This is a genomic window from Nocardia sp. NPDC060259 (genome assembly GCF_042728775.1).
GTDB lineage: Bacteria > Actinomycetota > Actinomycetes > Mycobacteriales > Mycobacteriaceae > Nocardia.
The window spans coordinates 1-25,302 of record NZ_JBHXAY010000076.1 but is presented as its reverse complement, the minus strand read 5'-3'; the positions used below and the strand labels follow the sequence as shown (position 1 = coordinate 25,302).

Genomic DNA, 25,302 nt, shown 5'->3' with positions numbered 1-25,302 from the left:
CAGGGCGGCTGGGGCAGGGCGGTCCGCTGGGTATCAGGTGGCGAGGTCGGCCAGTCGCTCGGCCGCGGTGTGCAGCAGCTGGGCCGCTGTGTCCGGGTCGGCGGCCAGCGGTGTCCAGAAATCGGCGCCGGGTGTGGCCCGCAGGTCCAGGACCGGCGGAGTCAGCCAATCGGCGTCGAGGCCCAACTGCCAGGAGTGCAGGTGGGTGCGGGGGAAGGTGGCGGTGCGGTCGAAGAGGGGGTCACCCAGAATCGGGTGACCGATCCACGCCAGCTGGACGCGGATCTGGTGGCGGCGGCCGGTGACCGGCGTGACGGCGAGCAGCGTGTGGTCGCCGTGCTCGGCGACGGTGGCGAACCTGGTCAGCGAGGGATAGTTCTTCGCGGGCAGCAGGTCGGCGTCGTCGACGAACCAGCGCTGGCCCTCGTGCCGGATCGCCTCGCGCGGCGCCGCGATCCGCACCCGGTTCTTGCGGCCGACACTGAGCGGCAGATCGATCTCGCCGCGCTCGGGCAGGTCGGTGCCCGACACGATCGCCAGATAGGCCTTGCGGGCGGTCTGCTTGGTGAACTGCCTGGTCAGCTGCCCGTGCGCGGCCAGGTCGACGGCCAGCAGGACCAGCCCCGAGGTGACCTTGTCGATCCGGTGCACCGGATACAGCTGGGTGCCCGCCGCCCGCGCCAGCTCGACCAGGTCGGTGTCGTGCCGCTCACCGGTCACCGAGATCCCGGCCGGCTTGTTCAGCGCGAGCACGGCGTCGTCGGCGAACACGGTGTACTGCTCGCGCACGCTCTGCCAGTCCATCTCCACGTCGACACCCTAGATAACGGTGTGTCGACCGCCCGCTAGGAGGCCGGGCGCAGCCGGTGCGGGCGCAGCCGGTTGAAGCCGCGCACCCGCACACTGCGCAGGTGCCGGATGGCGAATTCGGGATGACCGTCGAGCGCCTCGGCGGCGGCGTCGTCGATGAGGATGTTGCCCGGCCTGGCCACGCCGGTGAGCCGCGCGGCGATATTGACGACCGAGCCGTACAGGTCGCCGAAGCGTTGCAGCACCTCGCCGTAGGCGAAGGCCACCCGCAGTTCCGGGGTGCCGCCGACCAGCATCGTCGACTCCTGGATGGACAGCGAGATCCGCGCCGCGTCCGCCGCGGTCTCGGCGGCGAACATCACCTCGTCGCCGACGTTCTTGATCACCCAGCCGCCGTTGTCGGTGATCGCCGATGTGGTGGTCGACTCGAAAGCCTCCAGCAGCGTGGACAATTCGTCGGGATGCAGGTGCCGGGTGAGCCGGGTGAAGCCGACCATGTCGGCGAATCCGACGGCCAGCGTCCGCATCGAGTCCTCGCCGGCCTCGGCGTCGATCGCCCTGGCCGCCGCGGCCGCGAGATGCCTGCGCCACACGTACGACTGCAACTGTTCGATGCTCGCCATCGTGGATTCGGTGGCTGTCCTGACGCGTTCGTCGAGCGGGATCGCCGGATCGGCCGCGGCTGCCCGCGCCTTGATCTCGGCCAGCACGAGGTCGGCCTGCCATTCGGCCAGCCGGGCCATGCCCTGACCGATGGTGCGCGCGGCGGCTGCCTGCTGCCGGATATCGGAGGCGGCAACGACTTTCATGCTGCGGAAATTGGTGACCGCGGTGATGTCGAGCTGGGTGTAGTCGACCTCGTCGTTTTCGTTCGCCGGGAACCCCAGCGCCGTCCACAACCGCCGCGATTCCGCCTCGGGCACCCCGGACTGCTCGGCGACCTGCGTCCGCGTGTAGCGCCGCGGCCCGCCGAGCAACGCCTCCTCGACGCTGCGCTGCACCAACTCGGTCATCTCGGCATCCGGCATAAGCGAAACTCTACGACGCGCGCTCGCGCCGCAGGTCAGCCCGACCCGACGTTGGAGACCATCACAAATACCGGCCGCGCGACTCGGCGGTGCCGACAGCCCGGCGGGTGACGCCCGGCACAGCCCGCCGGTGAGCGCCGCCGTGACCAGGTGGATTACCTGAAGGTGAGCAACGGACGGGAAAAGTGCGTACTTGTCGGCCCGCGCGCGCCGCGCCGACACTCGGATCACCGCGATGGTCACCCGATCGCCGCGCAGTGATCGGAGCCGCAGATGACCTCAGTGCAACGACCCTCGGTGACCGTGCTCGGCACCGGCTCGATGGGCAGCGCCCTCGCCCAGGCCTTCCTCGCCGCCGGATACCCGACGCACGTGTGGAACCGCAGCTTCGAGCGAACCACGGCACTGGCCGCCGCGGGCGCGACAACCCACCGCGACATCGCCGACGCCGTCGAAGCGAGTTCGCTGATCATCGCCTGTCTGACCACCTTCGCCGCCACCCGCGAGAGTCTGGCTCCTGCCGCCGATGTCGTCGCTGGCCGCGACGTCATCACGCTCAACAGCGGAATACCGCTCCAGGCGAGGGAATTCGCGCACTGGGCGCACTGCGCGGGTGCCCGCTATCTCGGCGGGGCGATCAAGAACGTGCCGTCGGCCGTCGGCAATCCGGACACCCTGCTGTACTTCGGCGGCGACCGCGAGGTGTTCGACCAGCATGCCGGCACCCTGCGCGTCCTCGGCGGTGACCTCGAATTCCTCGGCGCCGAACCGGATCTGGCCGCCCTCTACGAATCCGCCGTCGGCGCCACCCTGCTGCCCGCGCTGCTCGGCTTCTTCGACGGCGCGGCGATCCTGGCCGCCCGTGGCCTGCCCGCGCGGACCATGGTCCCGTATTCGGTGAAGTGGCTGCAGATGATCGAGTCGCTGCTGCCGATCCTGGCCGCGGAGATCGACACCAAGGACTACACCCGGCTCGGCTCGAGCGTCGAGCTGTTCCACACCGCCGTCGTCGACGACGTGCAGCTGGCCGCCGAATCGGGGGTCGACCTGTCCTGGCACTCCACCATGCACGACCTGCTGCGCCGCGCCGTCGACGAGGGCCGCGGCGACCAGAGCATCACCGCCCTGTTCGAATTGATCACCGCCGCACGGTGAGCAGATCTCACCCACAACGTGTGACGCGCGGTCCCACCCCGTCGGCCTAGCGTGACCGCATGGGCCCAGTCATCGGTGATCTGCTTCCGCTGGCGGTGGGTGTGGCGATCTCGCCGATCCCCATCGTCGCCGCCATTCTCATGATTCTTTCCAAGAACGCGGGTGGCGCGGCGAAGGGGTTCGCGGTCGGCTGGGTCGGCGGAATTCTGGTCGTGACCGCGGTGGTGACACTGCTCGCCGGATCACTGGGCGGTTCGGGGGAGAAGGAGCCGTCGGCGGTGGCGTCGTGGCTCAAGATCGTGTTGGGTGTGCTGCTTCTCGTGCTCGCGGCCGAACAGTGGCACGCCCGCTCCGACACCTCGGTGCCTGCCTGGATGCAGGCGATCGACAGCCTCACCGTGGTCAAGGCCGCGGGTCTCGGCGCGTTGCTGTCCGGGGTGAATCCGAAGAACCTGCTGCTGTGCCTGTCCGCCGGTGTGGTCATCGGTTCCGCCCGGCTGAGCGCGGGCGGCGACATCGTGGCGATCGTGGTGTTCACACTGCTCGCCTCGGTGACGGTGCTCGCGGTGATCATCGGATACGCGCTCGCCGCAGACAAATTGGGCCCCACTCTCGACAGCGCCCGGCAGTGGCTGCAGGCCAACAATCACGCGGTGATGGCGATCGTGCTGCTGGTGATGGGCGCGGTCGTGGTCGGCAAGGGCATCGGCGGACTCTGACGCGGTAAGGGGCTCGTCATGAGATCGCTGCTGATCTTCACATCCCTGCACGGCTACCAGCGCGCCTGGCTGCGACCCGACGTCATCGCCGGGCTCACCGTGTGGGCGGTGCTGGTGCCGGAGGCGCTGGCCTACGCCTCGATCGCGGGCGTGCCACCGGTCGTCGGCCTCTACGCGGCCGTCCCCGCGCTGGTCCTGTATGCCATGGCCGGAAGTTCGCGGCACCTCGTCGTCGGCCCGATGTCGGCGACCGCGGCGCTGTCGGCCGCGATCATCACCCCGCTGGCAGGCGCCGACGGCGGCCACTACATCGCGCTGTCGGCGGCGCTGGCCATCGCGACCGGCATCGTCGGCCTGCTGGCCGCGCTGCTCCGGCTCGGTTTCATCGCCGCGTTCATCTCCGAGCCGGTGCTGAAGGGCTTCATCGTCGGTCTCGCCCTGACCATCATCATCGGCCAGGTGCCCAAGCTGTTCGGCGTCGACAAGCACGACGGAAACTTCTTCGAACAGGCTTGGGGTGTCCTCCGCGATCTCGGTGACACCCAGTGGCGCACCCTGTTGATCGGCCTGCTCAGTCTCGCGGTCGTGCTCGGCGTGAAGCGCTGGCTGCCGCTGGTTCCCGGCTCGCTGCTGGCCGTGCTGCTCGGCATCGTCGCGGTGCAGCTGTTCGGGCTCGACGACAAGGGCGTCGATATCGTCGGCCACATCGATGCGGGTCTGCCCGCGCTCGGCCTGCCGGACGGCGTCGGCTTCGACGACTATCTCGACCTGCTCGGCCCGGCGATCGGCGTGCTGCTGATCGGATTCGCGGAAGGGCTCGGCGCGGCGAAAACCTATGCGGCCAAAGCGGGGTACGCCATCGACGCCAATCGAGAGCTGTTCGGCCTCGGCGCCGCCAATCTGGGGTCGGGTCTCGGTGCGGGCATGGTGGTGAACGGCAGTCTCTCCAAGACCGCCGTCAATGGTGGCGCGGGCGCGAAGACCCAGCTCAGCGGGCTCGTTGTCGCCGCACTCACGGTCCTTACCCTGCTGTTCCTCACCGGCCTGTTCGAGAAACTGCCCGAGGCGACGCTGGCCGCGGTGGTGATCGCCGCGGTGATCGAACTCGTCGACATCGCCGCCCTGCGCCGCCTCTACCGGGTCTGGACTCAGCTGCTCGCCAGCATCTACGGCCGCGCGGCCCGCGCCGACTTCCTCGCCGCCATGGCCGCCATGTTCGGTGTGCTGCTGTTCGACACGCTGCCCGGCCTGCTCATCGGCGTCGGCGTCTCGGTGCTGCTCCTGGTCTACCGGGCGTCCCAGCCGCATGTCGCCGCGCTGGCGAAAGAGGGCTCCCTGTGGGTGGATACGGCCCGCCACCCCGACCTCACCCCGCGCCCCGACCTGCTGGTGGTCCGCGTCGAATCCGCCCTGTTCTTCGCCAACGCCGACAACGTGAAGACCCGCATCAACGACCTGTGTACCGAGTCGACCCGCCTGGTCGTCCTCGACGCCGAAACCTCACCCGCCCTCGACGTCACCGCCGCCACCATGCTCCTCGACCTGCGTAATGCGCTGGCGCACCGACGTATCGACTTCCGCATAGCCCGCTCGGTCGCCCAGTTCGGCCAAGTCCTCGGCTCAGCCGAAGCGGGCGACACCCCGATCGGCATCTACCCGACCGTCGCCGCCGCGGCGGCCGACCTCCCCGAACACCCACCGGTGAGGTAACGCCGACTAGCGAATCCGTGCCTGCGCCACGATCAGTCGCGGCAGGTAGAACAGCGGATAGATCAGCAGGAACAGGTTGGGGATCCACCAGGCCGGATCGAAGTCGCGCGCGAACACCCAGAACGAGATCGCCTGCAGGCCGGAGACGCTCGTCAGAGTCAGCGAGATGATCGCCAGCGGACGCCACTGTGGTGAACCGCCGCGGTGCAGCCAGAGGCTGGTCAGGCCGGTGGCGGAGATGGCAAGGTCCAGCGGAAGGAACGACCAGTTCCAGTGCACCAGAATCGGATTGGTGTAGTCACGGAACAGGTGTTCGGCGGGGATCAGATGCAGCGCGGTGATCAGCCAGTACACGATGAACCCGAGATCGGTCACCAGCATGAGCGCCTTCATCCACCGCATGGTTGTCCCGCTTCCCCCGTGCTCGCACCGTCGAGCCCGATCGTAGGAGCCGGGAGCCGCTCGCGCATCAGGTGGAAATCATCCGCGGCGGATGATGCGGGGGCATGATGACTCGCCGAGCATCGGGTGGACGAGTAGACCGAGCTGAGGAGCTGATTTCCCGATGGCGCTGGATTACGAGGATCGCACCGATTTCGAGAACGCCGATCGTGGGTTCATCACGACGTTGACGCCGATGCGGATCACCGATGCCAAGGGCGACGTGGTCTTCGACACCAGCGGTTATTCGTTCCTCGACGGTCCGTGCCCGGACACGATCAATCCGAGCCTGTTCCGCCAGGCCCAGCTGTGTGTGAAGAACGGCCTGTACAAGGTCGTCGACGGCATCTATCAGATCCGCGGTTTCGACATTTCCAACATGACGATCGTCGAGGGCGACACGGGCATCATCGTGATCGACCCGCTCATCTCCGCCGAATGCGCCGCGGCGGGACTGAAGCTCTATCGCGACGAACGCGGCGACCGGTCCGTCACCGCGGTCATCTACACCCATTCCCACGCCGACCATTTCGGCGGCGTCGACGGTGTGCTGCCCGACGGGCGCGGCGACATCCCGATCCTGGCACCGGAGGGCTTCATGGCCGAGGCCGTCTCGGAGAACGTCTACGCGGGCGTGGCGATGGCGCGGCGCGGCACCTACATGTACGGCATCGGGATGACACCGGGCCCGGAGGGACAGTGCAGCACCGGTCTGGGCATCCAGGCCTCCCACGGCGCCTTCGGCCTGATCCCGCCCACGGTCGACATCACCCACACCGGCCAGCAGGAGACGGTCGACGGCGTCCCGATCGTGTTCCAGATGACGCCGGGCACCGAGGCACCGTCGGAGATGAACTTCTACTTCCCGCGGCACCGTGCGCTCTGTCTGGCCGAGAACGCGACCCACAACCTGCACAACCTGCTGACCCTGCGCGGCGCACAGGTCCGTGATCCGCGCATCTGGTCGCACTACATCGATGAGGCGATCGAGATGTTCGCCATCGACGCCGATGTCGCGTTCGCCTCGCACCACTGGCCGACCTGGGGCGCCGACAATATCGTCGCGTTCCTGTCGTTGCAGCGCGATCTCTACATGTACCTGCACGATCAGACGCTGCGGATGATGAACGAAGGGCTCAACGGCCCGGAGATCGCCGAGGTGATCGAACTGCCGTCCGGCCTGGCCGACGCGTGGAGCGCGCGGGGGTACTACGGGTCGGTCAGCCACAATGTGAAGGCCGTCTACCAGCGGTATCTCGGCTGGTTCGACGGCAATCCGAGCTCGCTGTGGGAGTGGCCCGCGCAGCAGAAGGCCGTCCGCTACGTCGAGACCATCGGCGGGATCGACGCGGTGATCGAGAAGGGGCGCGCCTATGCCGACGCGGGCGATCTGCGTTTCGCCGCCGAGCTGCTCAAGCACGCGGTATTCGCCGAGCCGCACAATGTGGCCGCGAAAGCCGCTCTCGCGCAGACATATAAGAAGCTCGGCTTCGGCGCGGAGAACGCCACCTGGCGCTGCTTCTACCTCACCGGTGACGAGGAACTGCGCGAAGGCGTCCGCGCGACCCCGCTGAACCTGGGTGGCGGCATGGCCGCCGCACTGTCGGTGGACCAGCTGTTCGACACCATCGCGATCCGGGTGAACGGCCCACGCGCGGCACAGGATTCGTTCCGGATCGAATGGCATTTCTCCGACCTGGACACGGTCATGCGCCTCACCCTGTCCAACGGCGTCCTGATCCGCACGATCGACCCGCGCTCGAAGGCCGACATCGACCTCACCCTGAACCTCACCAAGCCACAGCTGCTCGGCATCCTCGCGGGCAAAGGCCTCGACGGCATCGACCACACCGGCGACCCCGCCGTCCTCCAGCGCCTGTTCGGCCTGCTGGACAACCCCGACCCGAACTTCGCGATCGTCACCCCATGAGCCCCGGCGGTGCGGTCGTGCCCAGCAGACACGACCGCATCGTCATGTCAGACCGGAACCACCGTCAGAACAGGGTCGAGCGCCAGAAGCTGAGCTCGGCTCAGTCCTCATCGTGTCGGCCGTTCGAAACGGGCTCGGGCACGTTCGTGGGCGGTCCGCAGGAGGTCCCGGACCACCGCGCCCGTCCGCTCGCCGGGATCGACGACGGCCAGCCAGCCCGCTGAACCGTAGACGGGGTGAGCGATCACGGTGTCGGTGACGCTCGCGTCCACCTCGTCGGGACCGCGGCCGGGCGCGTGGCCCGTCCACTCGATGAAGGTCTCCCGGCCTGCGGCGATATTGAGCCGGAAGGTGCCGGGCCGGTCGAGTCGGGAACTCCGGTCGTCCGGGTAGTCCTTGGTGACGATGGTGGCGAAGGGCTGGGTCGTGGTCGGGACGACGCCGTCGGGGGCGTAGTAGAAGAACGAGTCGCCCCAGCTGATCTCCGGCCATTCGCCGCCCGGGGCGGGGTTGAGGTGCAGGACGCCGCCGAGGCCGGTCACGTAGTCGATGATGTCGTCTATCGTCATGGTTCGAGCGTCTCATTCAAGTGCTTGTGTGGACTTTCCTGGCGATGACGAGGAGTTCTTGGTGGAAAACCTCAACTCGCCGGTCGGTCGCACTGTCGACGTCGCCCGGCGTGCGGGGTATTCGGTCCAGCAGGTGCGCAATCTCGAACGCGACGGTGTGCTGCCACCCGCGGACCGTTCGCCGGGTGGGCACCGGATCTACCGGGAGGTTCATGTGCGGTCGGCGCTCGCCTACCGGGCACTCGCGGCGGGAGTCGGACCGGTCGAGGCGAAGCGGATCATCCGGACCGTGCACGCGGGTGACCAGGCGCGGGCGCTGGCGATGCTCGATGCGGCGCACGCGGGCCTGTACACCGAACGCGTCGACCTCGAGCTGGCCAGGCAGGCCGCCGAAGCTATTGCCACGGAATCGATTACGGAGGTGCGCGGTTCCGATGCGATGAGCATCGCCGAGCTCGCCACCGCGCTGGGCGTGCGCACCTCGACACTGCGACATTGGGACGCGGAGGGTTTGGTCGTTCCTGATCGATCGGCCGCGACCGGCGGTGCGCGCCGGTACTCGCCCGTGCAGGTCCGCGACGCCAGGATCGTCCATCAACTCCGCCGGGCCGGCTACCGAATCGAGCAGGTACGCAAGGTCATTCCCGAATTCCGGCAGCATTCCACGCAGGTGCGAGAGGCGCTGGCCGCCAGGGACGCCGCCATCACGGCCCGCTCGCTGGCCGTTCTCGACGGTGCCGCGGCGCTACGCGAACTACTCGCCGGGTGAGGCCGGATCAGGGTGCGGGGGCCTCGGCGGTGCTGCCGGACAGCGGCATGGCGGGCAGCCCGAGTTTGCGGTGGTCCCAGGACCGGACGCGTGTCGGCTCGACCCGCACGACGACGCGATTGTGCATCATGGCCTCCACGAACGGCCTGACCTCGGGGCTGTAGGGACCGACGTAGCGCTCGTAGATGTCGATGCCCGCCTTCCAGTACTCCTCGTCCTCGGTGTCCTCGATCAGGTGGGCGATGCCCTCGATCGAGACGCCGCGCAACTGGTCGTAGGTGTCGCCGGCTTCGGCCATGCAGGTGATGGTGGGATCGCGGCGCAGATTGACCGCCTTCTGCGACTTCGACTTGGTCTCGAAGTAGATGACGCCGTCGATATGCCCGAACCACATCGCCGTCAGATGCGGCTTCCCCTCGGCGTTGAGCGTGGCCAGCGTGAGCACCCGGCTGCGGTCGAGGAACTGCGCGATCTCCTCCGCACTCATCTGCACCACGGCCCGCTGCTTGATACCCACCGACTCCACCTTCCAGCTCACGCCAATTCCCGACGACCCTACCGAGCCGGCCGGCGCCCCGAACCGAAACACAAGAACATCGCGCGACGTCGGTCACGGCACGACTGTCGGACCCCGGTGGCAGGATGCGGCTCGTGGGTGACTATTTCGAACGCATCGTCGACCTCGAGGTGACGTCCGCGGACGCGGGCGCGCTGGCCGAGCGCATGGTGGACTGGATGGTGTCGCGGGGGTGGTTGTCGCGGGAGATGTCCGGCGACACGATGTACAGCCTTCAGGTCGACGAAGGGTATGTGCCAGGGCCTGATTGGGCTCAGATCGCGCAGGAATGGGGTGCGGACTGGATGCCCGGTCCGGTCGCCGTCATCGTCGGCCGAGATGCCCACTATCCGGGGCAGGGCGCGATCGAACCGTCCGCGGTCGATTGCCCGCGGTGCGAGGCCACGACCGTGATCATCGACTACCCGCAGCGGTGGGAGGCTGATAAGGCTGTGTGGCAACCGTTCTCCGCCGCGATCGATGCCTGGAAAGAAGCCGGTGCAGGGTCGGCGACCTGCCTCTCCTGCACCGTGACGAGCCCGATCACCGAATGGCACTGGGCCGATTGCTTCGCCCTCGGCGCCCTCGCCTTCGATTTCTGGGGCTGGCCCCCACTGACCGACGAATTCATCACCGAGTTGGGTGCTCGACTCGGCCACCGAATCGAGCACCACACGGGCAAATTCTGAACCGTCGAGTGCCTTCGAAACCGGCCTAGCCGTAATAGATCACGTACGCGTTGGTGGCCACGGCGACGACACCGGGACCCATCCCCGTGCAGCCGGTGCTGACGCGCTGGCCCGCCGGTGCGAAGGGGTAGCTGAGGGCCGAATAGGGACCGATTCCGTACAGCGGGAACGGCCCGTTGGCGTAAAGACCGACGCACTCGACCTTCAGCACGTAGTTGTCACCCCCGCCGGGCGGGCACGTCGCCGACGCGCCGAAAAGATCCCGCTGGACAACGCAATCCTGTGGCGCCGCCTGCGCGGAGCCGGAACCGATGATCGCAACAGCGGCAATACCCGAAAAACCAGCGGCCGCGACTCGTGCGGCGGCCACAATTGCTTGTTTCATATGGAAACTCCTCCGGTGTCAGGTTGATCTTCGGGCGAGCTCGGCCGAATGTTACGTCCCGTGTTTCGTGCCATTCGTGAGCGCGGCTATCCGCGGCCGAATCGCTCTACCAGCCGGGCGTAGCTGTCATGGCCGTGACCTGCGGCGAGTGCTTCGGCGACCAGAGCTCTGGTGTGGGTGGGTAGATCGGTGTCGATGCCGCGGGCTCGGCTTTCGGCGATCAGGTCGTCGATGGAGGGCAGATGGTGTTGGAGTGCGCCGAAGGGCACGGCGAACTCCGCGCGATCGATCTCGTTCGCGAGCATCGGGAACAGGGTCGGCAGCGCCGCCAAGGACGGCTGGGCCTGCTGCTGGAAGTCGTCGATCCGGATACCGGCATTCCCGAGAAGTGCTGCGGCGTGGAGGAAGCCGTTCAGCAGGCCCCACATGATGTCGTGGACGGCCATCCCGTACAGCACGGCCACACCCGGATCGTCGGAGACATGGGTCGCCCGGCCGCCGAGGACCCGGAGCAGGGCTTCGTGCCGGTCGAACGCGGCGCGTGGGCCACCGTAGAACACCACCGCGTCCGGCGATCCGATGGCCGGGGCGATGGTCATGATCTGGCCGTGCAGGTAGTCGGCGCCATGCTCGGACACCCATTGCCCGGTGGCCCTGGACTGCTCCGACGTGCCGTCGGTCAGATCGACGACGGTTCGCCCGGGCAACGCCGATCCCGCCGCACCGAGCAGCTCCGTCGCCACCGCACCGCCCTTGACATTGACGATCACCACCTCGGCCGCGCCGACAGCCGCCTCGGGCGTCGCGGCCGCACGCGCCCCTTTGTCGATCAGCGGTTGAGCTCTGTCCTGCGACCGGTTCCACACGGCGACCGGATGACCGGCGTCCAGGAGGGCCGTGGCCAGCGCCGACCCCATCTCGCCCAGCCCCAGCACCGCGACTGCTTCTGCGTTCTCACTCATAGGTCGAACGCTAGAAGCTCAACTCATATTCAGGTCAAGACTATTCGGCCGGGACGCCTTCGAGCGCTTCGAGCCGGGCTGGGACGTGTTTGTGCCAGGGGGTGCCCGCGAAGTCGTCTTTGAGTTCGAGGCAGGTCAGTTCGTTGGGGGAGACCCCGGCACTGGTCGCGGTGCCGTCACCGGCGGGGTAGTCGAGGCCGAGACCGTTGGGCAACGCGATGTTTCCTGCCCGCATCATGTCGCTGACCTCGATGATGACGGTGGCGGATCCGTTCGCGGTGACCAGGCGTGCCGGGCCGCCGTCGGTCAGTCGTAGGGCGGTGGCATCGTCGGCGCTGATCCGGAGGCGGCCGTCGCGATCGCGGCGGCGCCAGTCGGGGTTGCGGAAGATCGTGTTGGCGGTGAACGAGCGCCGCTCACCGGCGGCCAGGACCAGCGGGAACTCCGGGGTCGTCCACTCCGCGCGGGCGGTGGGCAGGTCGCGTACCTGGTCGAGCAGGCTGTCGATGGCGATGGTGAAGCGGCGATCCTTGCGTTTGACGTAGTGCCACACGTCATCCCACGTATCGTCGGTGAACACCACGCCGGTGGGGGATTCGATGATCGCGTCGAACAGCCGGTTCCCCGGAGTCAGGCCGGTACCGGTGAAGCCCGCTCGGGCAACGGCTTTCGCGTTCGACATCGCACACATGTGACTGATACCCCACAGCACAGCGGCACCACGCAGGCGTGGGTCCAGTGTCGTACCGAGCGTCTCGTACAACAGGAAGGGAGCGATCTTTCCGAGGGCGGGGTCGGCGGCGACGGTGGCCAGGAAGGTCGCGCCGAAGGTGTCGCGTCCGGTCTGCGCCGCGCGCCGGAGGCGGGCGATGACGGCGTCGTCGACCACGTTCATGCGCCGGAGCAGCCGCGCGTAGATCTCGGGCTCAGGCAGCGTGCCGTCCAGCGGTTCCATCAGTGGTTTCCGCAGGTGGAAGACGTTGCGGGGGAATTCGAAGTTGAAGAACGTCGCTTCGGGCTTCTCGAACTGGCTGGCCGCGGGCAGCACGTAGTCGGCCTCGCGCGCGGTTTCGGTGAACGCCACATCGATCACGACCGACAAGTCCAGTGCGCGCAGGGCAACACGGAACCGAGGGGAATCGGCGAGGGAGTGCGCCGGGTTCGACGAGTCGATCCACATCGCGCGGAAGCGGTCCGGGTGGTCGGTGAGGACCTCGTCGGCGATCGAGTTGCACGGGATCAGGCCACCGATGATCTTGGCACCGGTGACCGGTGAGGTCCGCCCGCCGCCAGTGCCCGCGCCGCCGCCGAGCATGCCACCCGCCAAGGGGACCATCGCGTCGAGCAGGGCCGAGGCCCCGGCTTCCACCCCCGCGCGCAGCGGGGTCACCCGTGCGAGCGCGGGCAACGTCGCGCTGATCGCGGTGGCCGCCGCGGTGACGGTCCGCGCCATCAGCCGCTTCTGCGCGCGTGCCAGTGCGCCCGGCTTCTTGGGCGGCGATCCGGAACCGGAACCACCGGCCAGCAGCGCGAACGAAGAGTGCAGATACATGGTGCCGGGTCTGCCGAAGTTGCCGGTGACGATCCACAGGAGCTTGTTCAGGTAGGACACCAGAGTGCTGTTGGGCGCCTGCTGGATTCCGAGATCCTCGTAGACGCACACGCTCGACGCGGTCGCGATCCGGCGCGCTGCCGTGCGGATCTCGCCCTCGTCGACCCCGCTGATCTTCGCGAAATCCGTGACGTCGCAGGCCAGGAATGCCGCGCGAACCTCGTCGTAGCCGGTGGTGTGGGCGGCGACGAAATCGGCGTCGACCAGGTCTTCCTGCACGATCACCGCGACCAGCGCGGCCATCAGCCAGGCGTCGCGCCCCGGTAGCACCCGCAAATGGTGCTCGGCCATCGCCGCGGTTTCACTGACCCGCGGATCGATGACGATCATCGACCGGCTCGGGTCGGCGGCCACCTGCTTGAGTACCGGTCTGGCCCGCGGAAAACTGTGCGACTGCCACGGGTTCTTGCCGACGAACACCAGCACCTCGGCGTGTTCGAAGTCGCCTTTGGTGTGACCGCCATAGAGGCGGCCGTCCACCCAGATCTCCCCGGTCTTCTCCTGCGCCAGCGCGTTCGAGTGATACACCGAGCCCAGCGCGCCGCGCAGCGCGAGCGCGTTGGCCGAGCCGAGGTGATTACCCTGGCCGCCCCCGCCGTAGAAGAAGATCTTGTCTCCGCCGTGTTCTTCTCTGACGGCGGAGAGTTTCGCGGCGATCTCCTCGATCGCTGTGTGCCAGTCGATTTCCCGATAGGTGCCGTCAGGCAGGCGTTTGAGCGGCTTGGTGATGCGGTGCGCGCCGTTCTGGTACAGGTCGAGGCGCATCGCCTTCTCGCAGGTGTAGCCCTCCGACGCCGGATGCGCCTTGTCGCCACGGATCTTCGCCAGCCGGCGCCCCTCCACGTCGACCGTGATCCCGCAGTTGCATTCGCACAATACGCACGCTGTCGCCTTCGGCTCGGCCATGTCGCACCCTTTCCAGCCTAATATGCTAGGCAACATAGCATATTATTATGGCAGGTAACATAACAAAGCTGAGCTGAAACCCCGGAAGGAACAGAGCACGTGGGAGCCCGCACCGACACCCGGCAGAAGATGCTCTACAGCGCCGTCGAGCTCCTGCGTGAACGAGGCTCGGCCGGGGTGACCGTCGACGCGGTGCTGGCCCGCAGTGGCGCACCGCGCGGATCGGTCTACCACCACTTTCGCGGCGGGCGCGCCGAGATCATGACCGAGTCGCTCGCGCTGGCCGGTGATGCCATCAGCGCCATCATCGACAAAGCGGTGGCCCAGGGCTCGGTCGCGGCGTTGCGCCGCTTCGGGCAGTTCTGGACCGCACTGCTCGAGCAGTCCGACTTCGAGGCGGGCTGCCCGGTCGTCTCGGTAGCCGTCGGCAGCTCGTCCGACGACCAGCACCTGCAACCGGCGGTCGCGGGCATCATCGACCGCTGGCACGTCGCCCTCGCCACCGCGCTCGAAGCCGACGGCGTCGAACCCGAGCGCGCCGCCCGCCTGTCCACCATGGCGATCGCCGCCATCGAAGGCGCGGTGATCCTGTGCCGGGTCAACCGATCCACGACGGCGCTCGACGATGTCATCGAGGAACTCGAGGTCCTGCTCACCTCGGCACTGCCCAGCTGACGGTCCCGGTAGTATGCATTTAGTTGGGTAATAGCCGACTAAATGCATACCACTCAGGAGGTGATGCATGGCCGAACATCGCAGCACCCTGCTGCCCAGCGAGCTCTGGCGGGCGCCGCTTCGAACCCTGCGGCCGCAGGACTTGGCTGGCATCTACGCCCAACCGCGGCCCGAGATCGCACGGCTCGTCGATCGGGGCGTGCTGCACCGCGTTGCTCACGGCTACTACATCATCGTCCCGCCGGACCATGTCGGCCGGACCTGGCTGCCCGGTCTCGAGGGTGCCGCCGCAGGTATCGCATCCTCGATTTACGGGCCGGATCACACCATTGTCATGGGTGTCAGCGCGGCCCGTGTGCTGGGCGCTTTGCCTCGTGCGCTGGCAACCGCGGTTGTCGCGGTTCCGGGCCAGCACCGGCCGATCGCACTGACCGACCGCTCGGCGCAAGTCCGGTTCGTCCGCCGCGATACCGAAGCACTCGACGCTGAGCGTGTCGAGACACCGCTGGGCCCGGTACTGGTCACGACGCCGGAGCAGACCGTGCTCGATCTTGCCCGGCGCCCGGAACTGGGCAACGCCGAGGCGGAGGTCCGTCCGGCGATCGAGACGCTTTACCGTCGGAGCGATCCGGCGAGACTTACCCAGCTTGCTACCGACCAGCGGCGGGGTTCGGCGCTTCGACGTGCGGAAAGTTGGGTGGGACATGACCATCGACGAACGTGACGGTGTCGCAGTTCAGTTCGGAGTTTCCCCCGAACAGGTCGAACGCGACCATCTGATCTCCCATCTGCTGGCGGCAATCAGCCGCGGGTTCGGCGACCGACTGCACTTCATCGGTGGAACTGCTCTCGCCCGTACACATCTGACGAGCGGCAGGCTCAGTGAAGACATCGATCTGGTCGCGTTGGCCAACCGGACGGTGCTTGCCGCCGAGCTCGACGCTGCTTTGCCGCGATCGGTCGCGCGTGCCTACGGTCGGCTGGAATGGGCACCGTCGTTGAGCAATGTCCCGGACACCGGAGCCGCCATCTCCGCTCCGCATCCGGCGTGTCCGTCAAGATCCAGTTGCTGTCGGCACGTGGTCGACCGGCGTGGCCGACTGAACTCCGCGATCTCGAACAGCGATACAGTGACGTACCACCGGCCGAACTTCTCGTGCCCACTTTGCCGGCTTTCGTTGCAGGGAAGACCGCAACATGGCACGACCGCCGCGCATCACGCGACCTGTGGGATCTATGGGCGCTGAACGACATCGGCGCGATCGACAGCGCTGCGGGAGCGTTGTACCGGAGGTACGGCCCGACCAACCGGCTCCCCACCCCGCAGTTGTTCGAGCGTGTACCGGACGAGCAAGACTGGCGCACACAATTGGCCGGGCAGACGCGACTGGTGATCAGCGCCGAGATCGCGCTGACCGCGGTTCGAAATGCCTGGGCACGAATTTCGGAGTGACTGAGTTCTTGCAGTGATCACAGGTGAATAGCTGCCTGACATGTCGCCCCGATGAAGAGGAGGGGAGTCGATTTCTCGCTCGAATGGACGACGACCCATCGCGACAGAGCTACTTGTCCCTCATCGAGGTATTCATTCCGCCCGGATCCGAGGACGGGGAAATTCCGAGTGTCCCGCCCCGCTTCACAGCTCGAATACCCATGTCTGGATGGTTTCAGATTGTCCGTCAGCGGCGCAGGAGGTCCACGACGCCGGTGTTCGATTCGTTCCCGCCGCCCTCTGCTACCCGGCGTTCCATCAGTGCCATGAAAGGCTCGAGGAGTTCGGGGCTGACGCCCTGTTCTGCGGCGGTTCGGCGCAGCGTGCCGTTCGTCGTGGTCATCATCGCCAGGTTCGACTCGACGCCCTGGGTGTAGTCGCCGCTCGCCAGCTGCGCCGCGGTGCCGTAGGAGTATCCGGCCATCGCTTGTTGGTAGGCGATCATGAGGGGCGCGAATTCCACCGGTGAGATGTCCTCGCCACCGATGAGAGCGAACGCGTGTGCGGCGCCTGCGAACATGCCCCACATCGCGCTGAGAAGGGCGATGTCGTACAGGGCGGCGAACCCGGCGTCCGCGCCGACGTAGGTGACATCGGCGGGTACGGCCAAAGCGTCGGCATGGGTCTTGTGCAGCTCCGCCGAACCGCTGTAGAAGACGTAGGCACCCGAGTCGGGGACTCCGATCATGGACGGGACGGCCATGATCCCGCCGTCCAGGAAACGTCCGCCGCGCGCGGTGATCCACTCGGACAGCGCACGAGCCTCGGCGGGGGTGCTGGTGGTCAGGTTGACGACGTCGCGACCGGTCAGGTCGATGCCGTCGAGGGTCGCGCGCACCGACGCGTCGTCGAGCAGACACACCACGACGAGGGTGTTGGCGGCGACAGCTTCGGCGGCGGTGGCGGCGACCGCCGCCCCTTCCGGGGCCTGCCGGGCACTGCGATTCCACACCGTGACGGTGTATCCGGCGGCGAGCCACGAGCGGGCGAGTGCCGAGCCCATGTCGCCGAGACCGAGGATGGTGAGCGCTTCAATCGTGTTGTCGGACATGCTGGTTAGTGTTGGCGTGGCATCCGAGGGCGGACAAGTACGCACAGGGAAGTGGGTGCGCACTTCCGGGATAGTGACCAGGCAGAGGGAAGGGGCAGTCGTGCCGATCACACGCAGGCCGGGCGCGTACACATGCGGGCTCGACGCGACACTGTCGGTACTCAACGGCAAGTGGAAGATGATGATCCTGTGGCCGCTGAGCGAACGTCCCCACCGCTTCGGTGAATTGCGCCGTCAGGTGAAGGGCGTCACCGAGAAGGTCCTCACCACGCAACTGCGCGAACTGGAGGCCGACGGGATCGTCCATCGCGCGGTCTTCGACGAGGTGCCGCCACGTGTCGAGTACTCCCTGACCCCGCTGGGCGAGCTACTCAACAGCGCCTTGCTCCCCTTGGAAGCGTGGGGCCGCGAACACCTCATGGATGAAGAGGTCGTTCCGTCCGGTCATCGCTAGTGCGTCGCGGGCGGGCAAGGTGCGGTCGACGCCTTGGATCGTCCTGCGATGCCGGCCGGTCTTCAGCGCCTCGATGCCCACCATGCCGCCGAGTGTGGGCACGGCCTTCGGGCCGCTCGGTAGGGCGGAGCAAAAGCGCTGTGATCAGCGATGATGATGTGCCCTCGGCAGGATTCGAACCTGCGACACCCGCTTTAGGAGAGCGGTGCTCTATCCCCTGAGCTACGAAGGCGGGGTTGGTCGTCTGCCGGAACCGCAGTGCGCGGGCCCCGGTTTGACCGTGCCGAGTATAGCGTGCGCGGGCTGTGGCGCGGTCAACCCGGGGATCGGATCACTTCAGGATGATCTGATCGTGATCGCCCGGCGACACGCTGATCTGAAACGGGTGTGGGGTCACGGGTGTAGGGGCTGGGTGCCCTAGCGTTCCCGGAGGCTTTCGCCCGCCTCTTCGGGCATTCGTTCACGCAATGACTTTCTGCCTTCTCGCGAGGAGTACGTGGTCATGGTTGTGGGGTTCCGCTTTCCTGTGGTGACGGCGCTCGTGCTGGCCGCGGCGGTGTGTCTGGGGTCGGTCGGGTGCTCGGTCGACGGTGGGTTGGTCGATCCGGTTTCGACGGTGTCGCAACGAGATCGCGCGGATCGGGACGCCGCTCGCACCGCCGAACTCGACGGTGCGAGCGCGGAGACGCAGGCGACCATGCTCGCGTTCTACGGGTCCGTCTGCTCCTTGCAGACCCGGTATCGCGCTGATCTCGAAGCCGCCGAGCGCGATGCCGGTGCGCTTACGCCGGTGCAGTACCGCGATACGGCGGCGATGATTCTCGGTACTCGCGCCGCCGCGGCCGGGAGTGCGCGCGATGCCGCGCATCTCTTGCCGATCCCGAGCCTGTTCCGCGACGAATGGCTTACCGCACAGGGTGAATTGATCGGTCTCTTCGACCGGCTTCAGCAGGCGGATTCGTCGCGTGCCGCCGAGATGACCGCGGTCGATCTCGCCGACACCGAACGGCTGCGTGCCGTCGCGAGGGATCTGCTCGCCGCTTCGGCGCAGCAGATCGAGAACGAGAATCCGCGCGTCCGCGTCGTCGCGCAGGGGCTGCCCACGTCAAGGCAGGTCCGGCACGATGCCGCGGAGCTGGACGAATGTCAGATGCCGAGCTGACGATCAGCCTGGTGCCGTCGTCGAGCGGCGGGTTGTCCGGTGGCAACTACGAGAAGGAAAGGAGTGTGATGGGCAGAGCTCGGTTCGTTCGCGGTGGTGTGCTGGCGGGGCTGATATGCGCGATGCTGTCGGTGGCGGGTGTGGCCGCCGCGGATGACGGCATCCCGGTCGATCACGCTCTGGTCGTGGTGCCACCTGTCGTCGACCCGGTATTGCCGGTCGGCGCGCCCCCTGAGTTCGATGCGCCTGCGAATTTCGACGCGCCGATCACCGCCCACTCGCATTCGGAATACGCAGCACCAGTGCAGGAGCTGCGCCACAGCGCTGTCGCCGAACGCGCGGACGTCGTCTTCCCGGTCGCATCCGTGATGGAGCCACCTCTTCCCCTGCCACCGATCGAGCCGATCCTGTCACCGGCCGATCTCGGTCCGATGCTGGAGCGGATCGGCCTGAATCCGAGCGGGCCCGCCCTTCCTGCGCCAGATCGCTGGCTGGTCGATGAGGCGTTAGGGGTGATCGCGCCCAGCGTGCAGCAGTTGTTGCCCGGCGATCTCGGCGCGGGCGTGCTGGCAGGGCTCACCGGCCTGGCCACCATGTTCGGCCCGGCCACTGTGCCGGTCGATTCCCCGGACACCTCGCCGCCGGTAGCGCTGCTCGACGCGGGCCAGGACCAGTTCGAGTTCGCGTCGACCGCGACGGCTTCGCCTGTCGCAGAGTCCGTCGACCTCGAGATCCCCACTGTCACAGGCCCGGCGGCGGAGGTCGCGGTGTCCGCTCGGGAGAGCGTGGAGCCCCCGGCCGGCCCGATCATGTTGCTGTTTCTGATCGTCCTCGGCGTGGTGATCACGGGCCTGGCCTACCCGCTCATCCGGCGGCGCCGAGCTGGGATCCGCCGCATGGGAGGGCGCCGGGTTCCGGGCCGCCGCACACGAGGGCACCGCGCATCAGGGTGCGGGGCAGCACGGTGCCGGGCGGCGGTGGACCCGGCAGCGGACCACCGCCCAGCGGCAGTGAGCCTGGCTGCGGACCACTGCGCAGTAGTGGGCCCGGCAGCAAGCCACCGCCCAGCAGACCACCGCCTAGCTGTGGGCTCGGCAGCAGGCCACCGCCCAACCGTAGGTCCGGCAGCAGACCACCGCCCAGCCGTGCACCCCGCAGCAGGCCACCACCTAGCTGTGGGCTCGGATGCAGGGCGATGGGCAACAGTGCGCCGATGTTCCCGGCTGCGACCGGGACTGTTCGGGATCGGACCTGAAAGGCGACCCGGACGCGGCGGAGCCGCGGTGCGCGGTGACCCGTGGCTGCTCGTCGAGCACAGCCGGTGCGGAGCAGGCCGCTCCCCGCCGAGCACCCGTCACATGAGCCGATCAGAAGGCGTCGAATCCACCGCCGCTGTCGAACCCGCCGCTGTCGTATCCACCACCCTCGGAGCCGCCCCAGTCACCTGAATCCTGACCCGGGTCATATCCCGGATCCTGGCCGATCTCGCCCTGGTCTCCGTGGTCGAGCGCCGCCTCACCGGTGCCGTCCTCGAACGCCTGGGCGTCGTAGCCGACTCCGGCCATCCCGGCGAACATCGACGTGAACAACAGAGCCGCACCGGCGCCCCAGGCGCCGGCGATCAGCGCGGGCTTCCACCACGGCTCCGAGTACCACCCCGCGGGGACCGGTCGTCCGGCCACGCGACCACCGGGGTGGTAATTAGGCGTGCCCGGAGACGGGGCGGGGGAGGCGGCGATGCGGCGGCCGTTGTGCTCGACGACCCGCAGTTCGTCGACGTGTCCGGCGATGTCCTGACCGTCGAGGGCGGGTACCGGCGGGCCAGGGTCCATCTGCATCGCGGTGCGCGCCGCGCGGATGTAATAGAGCCCTTCCAGCGCCGTCTGCTTGGCCAGGCGGGCGTGGATGGGCGAGTTCGCCCTGTCCATCTGACCGCCGGCGGCGTTGTAACGTTCGGACGCGTCGGCCAGTGCCTGCCTGGCCGCTTCGTTGCGCGGCGACAGCTGGTACACCTGGCCGCCGAGCCGTTCGATCGCCACCCTGGCGTCGGCCTGGGCCTCTTCGAGTTCGCGCGCGTTCCGCTTGTTCTGCTCGGCGCGTAGATACAGCAGCGCCAGCACACACACGACGACGATCACGATCAGCCACCACAGCATCGCGCACCTCTTTTCGCCCGAGGTCTCGAGACGCCGTCCAGTTTACTGGCAGGTTGCCCTATCGGGCTGAGGCGGCTTGATCAGCGCGTTGCGGGATAGCTCACCCGGCGAGATGGCGGGCGATCACCAGGCGCTGGATCTGATTGGTGCCCTCGAAGATCTGCATGACCTTGGCCTCGCGCATGTAGCGCTCCACCGGGAAGTCCTGGGTGTAGCCGTAGCCGCCGAAGACCTGCACCGCGTCGGTGGTCACCTTCATGGCGGCATCGGTGGCGACCAGTTTGGCGACGCTGGCCTGGCGCGAATAGGGCAGTCCGGCATCGCGGCGGCGGGCCGCGTCGAGGTAGGTGGCGCGGGCGGTGTCGACCGCGGCGGCCATGTCGGCGAGCACGAAGCCGAGGCCCTGGTGGTCGATGATCTTGCGGCCGAACGCTTCTCGTTCCTTGGCGTAGGCGACGGCCTCGTCGAGCGCGCGCTGGGCGACGCCGGTGGCGACGGCGGCGATCCCGAGACGGCCCGCGTCCAGCGCGCTGAACGCGATCGACAGGCCCTGTCCCTCGTCGCCGATGCGGCGCTCGGCGGGCAGGAACGCGTCGTCGTAGGCGGCGGTGGTGGTCGGGATGCCGCGCAGGCCCATCTTCTCCTCGGGTTTGCCGAAGCTCAGGCCCGCGGTGCCTGCGGGGACGAGGAAGCAGGAGATGCCGCGCGAGCCCTCGCCGGTGCGGGCGAACAGGGTGTAGAAGTCGGCGCGGCCGCCGTTGGTGATCCAGGCTTTGGTGCCGTTGAGCTGGTAGCCGCCATCGACGGGGGTGGCCCGGCAGCGCAACGCGGCCGCGTCGGACCCGGCGTGGGCCTCGGAAAGGCTGTAGGCGCCGATGGTTTCGCCGGAGAGCATGCCCGCCAGCCACTGCTGCTTCTGCTCGTCGGTGCCGTAGGTGAACAGCGGATGGCAGGACAGACCGTGCACGCTCACCGCGACCGCGACGGCGGCCCAGCGGCTCGCCAGTTCCTCCAGCACCTGCAGATACACCTCGTAGGGCTGCGCGCCGCCGCCGAACTCCTCCGGGTACGGCAGGCTCAGCAGCCCGGCCGCGCCGAGCGCGGGGAAGACGCCGTCGGGGAAGACGCCGGTCTTCTCGCTCTCGGCGACCCGCGGCTCGAGCACCTTGTCGGCGATGTCGCGGGTCAGTTCGATCAGCTCGCGCGCCTCGTCGGTGGGCAGCATCCGGTCAACAGCCATGTCGACACAGTACGTCCAGCACTGAATTGCGTGCAAGGCAGCACGGAATTTTCAACCCCTATACTGGGACGATGCCTGCGTTGCCACCGAACAAGCATCAGGAGAAGAGTCTGCGGACGCGGACGCTGCTGCTCGACGCCGCGATCGAGAGCCTCGCCGAGGTCGGCTACGCGGGCGCGTCGATCGCCGACATCACCGCCAGGGCCGGGGTCACCCGCGGCGCGCAGCTACACCAGTTCCACACCCGCGGCGAACTGTTCGCCCAGACCATCGGCCATCTCACCGAGCGTCAGCGGGAAGCCATGCAGCGCAAGGCGAAAGCCCTGCCCGCCGACACGACGGCGGGTGCGGTGCTGGTGGAACTGGTCACCGCGACATTCGCGGGCCAGCTCGGACGCGCCTCGGTGGAGCTCTACGTCGGCATCGCCAACGACCCGCCGCTGCGCCGCGAGATGCTGCGCGTCCAGCACGATCTGACCGTCGAACTACTCGACCGCTGCGCCGGGCTGATCGATGCGGGCATCGCCAGGGAACGGCTGGAGAGCACCTTCTGGCTCACCATCAACCTCGTTCGCGGCGCCACCCTCGACGAGATGGTCGGGCGCGACCGGGTCCGCCGCAAGCAGGTGCTGGCCGACTGGACCGCCCTGGCCGACCTCGCCCTGCGCTGACGAACCGGGCCTATTATCTGCGCATGAACGCAGATGGCGGACCGGTCCGCGCACCGCTGGCCGAGGACCAGGTCGGCCTGGTCGTCGAGGTGTTCCGGATGCTCGCCGACTCCACCCGGGTCCAGGTGCTGTGGGCCCTGGCCGACCGTGAATTGTCGGTGAACGAACTCGCCACCGAGGTCGGCAAGCCGGGCCCGTCGGTGTCGCAGCATCTGGCCAAACTGCGCATGGCCCGGCTGGTGCGCACCCGCCGCGAGGGCACCACGATCTACTACAGCCTGGACAACGACCACGTCCGCAGGCTGGTCGTCGACGCGGTGCACAACGCCGAGCACGCGGGTCCTGGTGTGCCGGCGCATCATCGCGGGCCTGGCGCCGAGCCGCCGCATCGGTAGCAACAGCGCTGTCGGTGAACACGCTGTTCACCAGGAAAAGTTGCGCTGGGAAACAATTGCCGCTTGGTCTCTTTTCGGTAGCATCCGGTGTGACGTGGCTCATGCCGCGGCGAGACCGAAGGAGTTATCGATGCTGAGCACCATGCAGGACGACCAGCTGTCGCTGGCCAAGCTGCTCAACTATGCCGCCACCTTCCAGGGCAATTCGACCGTGTCCACCTGGACCGGTGACGGTGTGCGCACCATGACCTACCGCGAGCTCGGCGCCGACGCCGCCCGGCTGGCCAACGCGCTGCGCGGACTCGGCATCGAAGAGGGTGATCGCGTCGGCACCTTCATGTGGAACAACAACGAGCACATGGTCGCCTACATCGCGGTGCCCGCGATGGGCTCGGTGCTGCACGCGCTCAACATCCGCCTGTTCCCGGAGCAGCTGGTCTTCGTCGCCAACCACGCCGAGGACCAGGTCGTCCTCGTCGACGGCACGCTGGTGCCGCTGTTCGCGCAGTACCTGCCGAACCTGAAGACGGTCAAGCACGTGATCGTCGTCAACGGTGACGCGTCCGCGCTGACCGCGCCCGATGGCGTGACTGTGCACTCCTACCGCGAGCTGCTCGACAGCCAGTCCGCCGACTTCGACTTCCCGGTCGTCGACGAGCGTTCCGCCGCCGCGATGTGTTACACCTCGGGCACCACCGGCGACCCGAAGGGCGTCGTCTACTCGCACCGCTCCAACTGGCTGCACGCCATGCAGGTGAATCAGCCCAACGGTATGGGTTTCCAGGGCTCGGACTACGTGCTCGCGATCGTGCCGCTGTTCCACGCCAACGCGTGGGGCCTGCCGTACGCGGCGCTGATGTCGGGCGCGAACATCCTGATGCCGGACCGCTTCCTGCAGCCGGGCCCGCTGCTGGAGATGATGGCCGCCGAGAAGCCGACCTTCGCCGCCGCAGTGCCGACCATCTGGGGTGGCGTGCTGGCCGGCCTGGCCGCGCAGCCGCAGGACATCTCGCACCTGCGCACCGCCGTCGTCGGTGGCTCCGCGGTGCCGCCGTCGATGATGCGCGCGTTCGAGGAGAAGCACGGCGTGCGCATCCTGCACGCGTGGGGCATGACCGAGACCTCCCCGCTGGGCAGCGTCGCGCACGCGCCCGCCGGTGTCGAGGGCGAGGAGGCCTGGGCCTACCGCTACACCCAGGGCCGCTTCCCGGCCAATGTCGAGGCCAGGCTCGTCGGTGACGACGGCAAGGTCGTTCCCAACGACGGCGAGTCGCTCGGCGAGCTCGAGGTCCGCGGCGCCTGGATCACCGGTTCCTACTACTCGCCGACCGGCGCCGAGATCGACCCGGACAAGTTCGACGACGGCTGGCTGCGCACCGGCGACGTCGGCAAGATCAGCCCCGACGGCTACCTGACCCTGGTCGACCGCTCCAAGGACGTCATCAAGTCCGGTGGCGAGTGGATCTCCTCGGTGGATCTGGAGAACGCCGTGATGGGCCATCCGTCGGTCGCCGAGGCCGCCGTGATCGGTGTGCCGGACGAGAAGTGGGACGAGCGCCCGCTGGTCGCCATCGTGCTCGTCGAAGGCGCCACCACCCAGCCCGTCGAGCTGCGCGACTTCCTGGCCGACAAGTTCGCCAAGTGGCAGCTGCCGGAGCGCTGGACCTTTATCGCCGAGGTGCCCAAGACCAGCGTCGGCAAGTTCGACAAGAAGCGCCTGCGCGCCCAGTTCGCCGAGGGTGAGCTGGAAGTGACGACGCTGGGC

The 25,302-nt window shown here is 67.9% G+C and carries 26 protein-coding genes, 1 tRNA gene and 1 pseudogene; 16 read left to right on the top strand and 12 right to left on the bottom strand.

Annotated features, from left to right (window positions below; genetic code table 11):
* Positions 1 to 33 precede the first annotated feature (33 nt).
* A complete protein-coding gene (locus tag ACFWF2_RS24105; RefSeq protein ID WP_379309718.1) occupies positions 34 to 804 on the bottom strand; it encodes an RluA family pseudouridine synthase in 771 nt (256 codons plus the stop codon).
* Positions 805 to 845: 41 nt separating this feature from the next.
* Positions 846 to 1,838 (bottom strand): adenylate/guanylate cyclase domain-containing protein, encoded by a 993-nt coding sequence (locus tag ACFWF2_RS24100; RefSeq protein WP_379309707.1) that lies wholly within the window; start codon positions 1,836 to 1,838, stop codon positions 846 to 848.
* A 273-nt stretch (positions 1,839 to 2,111) separates the two neighbouring features.
* Between ACFWF2_RS24100 and ACFWF2_RS24095 the strand changes: the two genes are divergently transcribed.
* The 3 genes from ACFWF2_RS24095 to ACFWF2_RS24085 are packed head-to-tail and all read left to right on the top strand — an operon-like array spanning position 2,112 to position 5,422.
* Positions 2,112 to 2,993, top strand: a complete 882-nt coding sequence (locus ACFWF2_RS24095) for an NAD(P)-dependent oxidoreductase (RefSeq protein WP_379309706.1) — start codon at positions 2,112 to 2,114, stop codon at positions 2,991 to 2,993.
* A 59-nt stretch (positions 2,994 to 3,052) separates the two neighbouring features.
* Complete coding sequence (locus ACFWF2_RS24090; protein ID WP_379309705.1) at positions 3,053 to 3,712, top strand: GAP family protein; 660 nt, start codon at positions 3,053 to 3,055, stop codon at positions 3,710 to 3,712.
* Between the two features lie 18 nt (positions 3,713 to 3,730).
* Positions 3,731 to 5,422, top strand: a complete 1,692-nt coding sequence (locus tag ACFWF2_RS24085; protein ID WP_379309704.1) for a SulP family inorganic anion transporter — start codon at positions 3,731 to 3,733, stop codon at positions 5,420 to 5,422.
* A 6-nt stretch (positions 5,423 to 5,428) separates the two neighbouring features.
* Here the strand turns inward: ACFWF2_RS24085 and ACFWF2_RS24080 are convergent, their stop codons facing one another.
* Positions 5,429 to 5,815 (bottom strand): DUF5360 family protein, encoded by a 387-nt coding sequence (locus tag ACFWF2_RS24080; protein WP_379309703.1) that lies wholly within the window; start codon positions 5,813 to 5,815, stop codon positions 5,429 to 5,431.
* A gap of 172 nt (positions 5,816 to 5,987) precedes the next feature.
* Here ACFWF2_RS24080 and ACFWF2_RS24075 point away from each other — a divergent pair, with 172 nt between their 5' ends.
* Positions 5,988 to 7,793, top strand: coding sequence for an alkyl/aryl-sulfatase (locus ACFWF2_RS24075; RefSeq protein ID WP_379309702.1), 1,806 nt, complete (start codon positions 5,988 to 5,990; stop codon positions 7,791 to 7,793).
* Positions 7,794 to 7,900: 107 nt separating this feature from the next.
* On the opposite strand, the gene ACFWF2_RS24070 is transcribed toward ACFWF2_RS24075, so the two are convergent.
* Entirely contained in the window at positions 7,901 to 8,362 is a 462-nt protein-coding gene (locus tag ACFWF2_RS24070; protein ID WP_379309701.1) for a DUF6194 family protein, read from the bottom strand.
* A gap of 61 nt (positions 8,363 to 8,423) precedes the next feature.
* On the opposite strand from ACFWF2_RS24070, the gene ACFWF2_RS24065 reads away from it, so the two are divergent.
* The gene (locus ACFWF2_RS24065) at positions 8,424 to 9,131 is read left to right on the top strand and encodes a MerR family transcriptional regulator (RefSeq protein WP_379309700.1); all 708 of its coding nucleotides are present in this window, start codon (positions 8,424 to 8,426) and stop codon (positions 9,129 to 9,131) included.
* 7 nt (positions 9,132 to 9,138) lie between these two features.
* Here ACFWF2_RS24065 and ACFWF2_RS24060 read toward each other — a convergent pair whose 3' ends face one another.
* On the bottom strand, positions 9,139 to 9,648 hold the full coding sequence (locus tag ACFWF2_RS24060; RefSeq protein WP_378849646.1) for a pyridoxamine 5'-phosphate oxidase family protein: 510 nt from the start codon (positions 9,646 to 9,648) through the stop codon (positions 9,139 to 9,141).
* Positions 9,649 to 9,773: 125 nt separating this feature from the next.
* Between ACFWF2_RS24060 and ACFWF2_RS24055 the strand changes: the two genes are divergently transcribed.
* On the top strand, positions 9,774 to 10,376 hold the full coding sequence (locus ACFWF2_RS24055; RefSeq protein ID WP_379309699.1) for a hypothetical protein: 603 nt from the start codon (positions 9,774 to 9,776) through the stop codon (positions 10,374 to 10,376).
* Between the two features lie 25 nt (positions 10,377 to 10,401).
* Here the strand turns inward: ACFWF2_RS24055 and ACFWF2_RS24050 are convergent, their stop codons facing one another.
* The 3 genes from ACFWF2_RS24050 to ACFWF2_RS24040 form a co-directional block, all read right to left on the bottom strand.
* Positions 10,402 to 10,761 (bottom strand): hypothetical protein, encoded by a 360-nt coding sequence (locus ACFWF2_RS24050; RefSeq protein ID WP_379309698.1) that lies wholly within the window; start codon positions 10,759 to 10,761, stop codon positions 10,402 to 10,404.
* An 86-nt stretch (positions 10,762 to 10,847) separates the two neighbouring features.
* The gene (locus ACFWF2_RS24045; protein WP_379309697.1) at positions 10,848 to 11,723 is read right to left on the bottom strand and encodes an NAD(P)-dependent oxidoreductase; all 876 of its coding nucleotides are present in this window, start codon (positions 11,721 to 11,723) and stop codon (positions 10,848 to 10,850) included.
* 40 nt (positions 11,724 to 11,763) lie between these two features.
* Complete coding sequence (locus tag ACFWF2_RS24040) at positions 11,764 to 14,241, bottom strand: molybdopterin-dependent oxidoreductase (RefSeq protein WP_379309696.1); 2,478 nt, start codon at positions 14,239 to 14,241, stop codon at positions 11,764 to 11,766.
* A 99-nt stretch (positions 14,242 to 14,340) separates the two neighbouring features.
* Here ACFWF2_RS24040 and ACFWF2_RS24035 point away from each other — a divergent pair, with 99 nt between their 5' ends.
* The 4 genes and pseudogenes from ACFWF2_RS24035 to ACFWF2_RS24020 all read left to right on the top strand — a co-directional run bounded on the left by ACFWF2_RS24035 (position 14,341) and on the right by ACFWF2_RS24020 (position 16,369).
* Entirely contained in the window at positions 14,341 to 14,916 is a 576-nt protein-coding gene (locus tag ACFWF2_RS24035; protein WP_379309695.1) for a TetR/AcrR family transcriptional regulator, read from the top strand.
* A 67-nt stretch (positions 14,917 to 14,983) separates the two neighbouring features.
* Positions 14,984 to 15,640, top strand: coding sequence for a type IV toxin-antitoxin system AbiEi family antitoxin (locus tag ACFWF2_RS24030; RefSeq protein ID WP_379309694.1), 657 nt, complete (start codon positions 14,984 to 14,986; stop codon positions 15,638 to 15,640).
* A pseudogene (locus tag ACFWF2_RS24025) lies at positions 15,621 to 15,836 on the top strand (nucleotidyl transferase AbiEii/AbiGii toxin family protein); the annotation flags it as partial. The gene ACFWF2_RS24030 and the pseudogene ACFWF2_RS24025, both read left to right, overlap by 20 nt.
* Before the next feature lie 65 nt (positions 15,837 to 15,901).
* A complete protein-coding gene (locus ACFWF2_RS24020; RefSeq protein WP_379309693.1) occupies positions 15,902 to 16,369 on the top strand; it encodes a nucleotidyl transferase AbiEii/AbiGii toxin family protein in 468 nt (155 codons plus the stop codon).
* Positions 16,370 to 16,595: 226 nt separating this feature from the next.
* Here the strand turns inward: ACFWF2_RS24020 and ACFWF2_RS24015 are convergent, their stop codons facing one another.
* Positions 16,596 to 17,459, bottom strand: a complete 864-nt coding sequence (locus ACFWF2_RS24015) for an NAD(P)-dependent oxidoreductase (RefSeq protein WP_379309692.1) — start codon at positions 17,457 to 17,459, stop codon at positions 16,596 to 16,598.
* A 100-nt stretch (positions 17,460 to 17,559) separates the two neighbouring features.
* Here ACFWF2_RS24015 and ACFWF2_RS24010 point away from each other — a divergent pair, with 100 nt between their 5' ends.
* Complete coding sequence (locus ACFWF2_RS24010; protein ID WP_379309691.1) at positions 17,560 to 17,913, top strand: winged helix-turn-helix transcriptional regulator; 354 nt, start codon at positions 17,560 to 17,562, stop codon at positions 17,911 to 17,913.
* A 159-nt stretch (positions 17,914 to 18,072) separates the two neighbouring features.
* On the opposite strand, the gene ACFWF2_RS24005 is transcribed toward ACFWF2_RS24010, so the two are convergent.
* Positions 18,073 to 18,145 (bottom strand) — tRNA-Arg (locus ACFWF2_RS24005).
* Between the two features lie 270 nt (positions 18,146 to 18,415).
* Here ACFWF2_RS24005 and ACFWF2_RS24000 point away from each other — a divergent pair.
* Positions 18,416 to 19,075, top strand: coding sequence for a hypothetical protein (locus tag ACFWF2_RS24000; RefSeq protein WP_379309690.1), 660 nt, complete (start codon positions 18,416 to 18,418; stop codon positions 19,073 to 19,075).
* On the top strand, positions 19,057 to 20,523 hold the full coding sequence (locus tag ACFWF2_RS23995; RefSeq protein WP_379309688.1) for a hypothetical protein: 1,467 nt from the start codon (positions 19,057 to 19,059) through the stop codon (positions 20,521 to 20,523). Before ACFWF2_RS24000 ends, ACFWF2_RS23995 begins: the two co-directional genes overlap by 19 nt.
* Here ACFWF2_RS23995 and ACFWF2_RS23990 read toward each other — a convergent pair.
* Together ACFWF2_RS23990 and ACFWF2_RS23985 are read right to left on the bottom strand one after the other, a co-directional pair.
* Complete coding sequence (locus ACFWF2_RS23990; RefSeq protein ID WP_379309687.1) at positions 20,443 to 21,231, bottom strand: DUF1542 domain-containing protein; 789 nt, start codon at positions 21,229 to 21,231, stop codon at positions 20,443 to 20,445. The two genes, ACFWF2_RS23995 and ACFWF2_RS23990, sit on opposite strands and share 81 nt — an antisense overlap.
* Positions 21,232 to 21,331: 100 nt before the next feature.
* A complete protein-coding gene (locus tag ACFWF2_RS23985) occupies positions 21,332 to 22,471 on the bottom strand; it encodes an acyl-CoA dehydrogenase family protein (protein WP_379309686.1) in 1,140 nt (379 codons plus the stop codon).
* A 71-nt stretch (positions 22,472 to 22,542) separates the two neighbouring features.
* Here ACFWF2_RS23985 and ACFWF2_RS23980 point away from each other — a divergent pair, with 71 nt between their 5' ends.
* From ACFWF2_RS23980 to ACFWF2_RS23970, 3 genes are all read left to right on the top strand, one after another.
* On the top strand, positions 22,543 to 23,142 hold the full coding sequence (locus tag ACFWF2_RS23980) for a TetR/AcrR family transcriptional regulator (protein WP_379309685.1): 600 nt from the start codon (positions 22,543 to 22,545) through the stop codon (positions 23,140 to 23,142).
* Between the two features lie 23 nt (positions 23,143 to 23,165).
* Positions 23,166 to 23,537: an ArsR/SmtB family transcription factor gene (locus ACFWF2_RS23975; RefSeq protein WP_379309684.1), complete on the top strand. Its 372-nt coding sequence runs from the start codon at positions 23,166 to 23,168 to the stop codon at positions 23,535 to 23,537.
* Positions 23,538 to 23,667: 130 nt separating this feature from the next.
* Positions 23,668 to 25,302 (top strand): long-chain fatty acid--CoA ligase (locus ACFWF2_RS23970; RefSeq protein ID WP_379309683.1); only part of this gene is annotated, 1,635 nt, incomplete at its 3' end.

Coding starts and splice junctions, on each gene's coding strand:
- ACFWF2_RS24030 (WP_379309694.1), top strand. CDS start 14,984: ATGGCCGAACATCGCAGCACCCTGCTGCCCAGCGAGCTCTGGCGGGCG.
- ACFWF2_RS24095 (WP_379309706.1), top strand. CDS start 2,112: ATGACCTCAGTGCAACGACCCTCGGTGACCGTGCTCGGCACCGGCTCG.
- ACFWF2_RS23975 (WP_379309684.1), top strand. CDS start 23,166: ATGAACGCAGATGGCGGACCGGTCCGCGCACCGCTGGCCGAGGACCAG.
- ACFWF2_RS24000 (WP_379309690.1), top strand. CDS start 18,416: ATGGTTGTGGGGTTCCGCTTTCCTGTGGTGACGGCGCTCGTGCTGGCC.
- ACFWF2_RS24090 (WP_379309705.1), top strand. CDS start 3,053: ATGGGCCCAGTCATCGGTGATCTGCTTCCGCTGGCGGTGGGTGTGGCG.
- ACFWF2_RS24015 (WP_379309692.1), bottom strand. CDS start 17,459: ATGTCCGACAACACGATTGAAGCGCTCACCATCCTCGGTCTCGGCGAC.
- ACFWF2_RS24085 (WP_379309704.1), top strand. CDS start 3,731: ATGAGATCGCTGCTGATCTTCACATCCCTGCACGGCTACCAGCGCGCC.
- ACFWF2_RS23980 (WP_379309685.1), top strand. CDS start 22,543: ATGCCTGCGTTGCCACCGAACAAGCATCAGGAGAAGAGTCTGCGGACG.
- ACFWF2_RS24055 (WP_379309699.1), top strand. CDS start 9,774: ATGCGGCTCGTGGGTGACTATTTCGAACGCATCGTCGACCTCGAGGTG.
- ACFWF2_RS24080 (WP_379309703.1), bottom strand. CDS start 5,815: ATGAAGGCGCTCATGCTGGTGACCGATCTCGGGTTCATCGTGTACTGG.
- ACFWF2_RS24105 (WP_379309718.1), bottom strand. CDS start 804: ATGGACTGGCAGAGCGTGCGCGAGCAGTACACCGTGTTCGCCGACGAC.
- ACFWF2_RS23995 (WP_379309688.1), top strand. CDS start 19,057: ATGTCAGATGCCGAGCTGACGATCAGCCTGGTGCCGTCGTCGAGCGGC.
- ACFWF2_RS24045 (WP_379309697.1), bottom strand. CDS start 11,723: ATGAGTGAGAACGCAGAAGCAGTCGCGGTGCTGGGGCTGGGCGAGATG.
- ACFWF2_RS23990 (WP_379309687.1), bottom strand. CDS start 21,231: ATGCTGTGGTGGCTGATCGTGATCGTCGTCGTGTGTGTGCTGGCGCTG.
- ACFWF2_RS24070 (WP_379309701.1), bottom strand. CDS start 8,362: ATGACGATAGACGACATCATCGACTACGTGACCGGCCTCGGCGGCGTC.
- ACFWF2_RS24075 (WP_379309702.1), top strand. CDS start 5,988: ATGGCGCTGGATTACGAGGATCGCACCGATTTCGAGAACGCCGATCGT.
- ACFWF2_RS23985 (WP_379309686.1), bottom strand. CDS start 22,471: ATGGCTGTTGACCGGATGCTGCCCACCGACGAGGCGCGCGAGCTGATC.
- ACFWF2_RS24040 (WP_379309696.1), bottom strand. CDS start 14,241: ATGGCCGAGCCGAAGGCGACAGCGTGCGTATTGTGCGAATGCAACTGC.
- ACFWF2_RS24050 (WP_379309698.1), bottom strand. CDS start 10,761: ATGAAACAAGCAATTGTGGCCGCCGCACGAGTCGCGGCCGCTGGTTTT.
- ACFWF2_RS24100 (WP_379309707.1), bottom strand. CDS start 1,838: ATGCCGGATGCCGAGATGACCGAGTTGGTGCAGCGCAGCGTCGAGGAG.
- ACFWF2_RS24020 (WP_379309693.1), top strand. CDS start 15,902: ATGGGCACCGTCGTTGAGCAATGTCCCGGACACCGGAGCCGCCATCTC.